The organism is Maribellus luteus, from assembly GCF_003576475.1.
Taxonomy (GTDB): Bacteria; Bacteroidota; Bacteroidia; order Bacteroidales; family Prolixibacteraceae; genus Draconibacterium; species Draconibacterium luteum.
On sequence record NZ_QWGR01000098.1, the window covers coordinates 1 to 686 of the forward strand.

1 protein-coding gene is annotated in these 686 nt (G+C 67.3%); it reads right to left on the bottom strand.

Features of this window, described 5'->3' with window-relative positions; genetic code table 11:
• Positions 1–429: Plug domain-containing protein (locus tag D1614_RS28095; RefSeq protein ID WP_206610153.1), on the bottom strand; the 429-nt coding region annotated here is incomplete at its 3' end.
• Between the last annotated feature and the right edge of the window lie 257 nt (positions 430–686).

Here is a 686-nt window from a genome sequence, read left to right on the forward strand (position 1 = left end):
GTCTACCAGTTCGGGGATGGCGAAGTTCAGATCGGTGTAGCCCTGGCCGTGCGCGTGCGTACGCATGTTGACCGGCATGCCGGCCACCGTGGTGGCGAGATCCGTTCCGTGGTCGAGGTTGAAGCCGCGCAGGAAGTACTGGTTGGCTTTGCCGTCGCCGCTGTGCTGCGTGACGATCAGGCCCGGCACGCTCTCCAGCAATTCGCCCGGCCGCAGCAGGGGGCGATTCTCCAACTGGGCGCGCGGCACATAGCCTTGGTTGGCGGCCTCGCCTGTGGCGGCCACGGCGGCTGCAGAACCACTGGCGGTGACGGCCCCAAGCTGAAATTCCGGCTGCTGAAGGCCCCCTGCATGAGCGATGCCCGGGTGGCCCCACGTCCAGCACAGGCCCCACAGTGCCCCCATCGACCACGCGTAACGCGCCTGCATACCACGGCCCCCTTTGCCCCGGATGTTGTTTGCGAAGTGCTATGCAAGCCTCATACCACATGTCGGTGGGCGAGGGCTTAGGGGGGATGGGCGGTGCGGGTCGATCGCTTTGCGCTGCAACGCTGCGGTGGAAAAGCACGGAGCGCGCCGTGCCGGCGTCGTCCACTCGTCAATGGCCGGGCAGCTCCGCGCCCCACGCCGCCGTAACATTGCCGCCCAGCCGCCATTCAGAAAACGGGCGGCGCGGTGCAATCAGC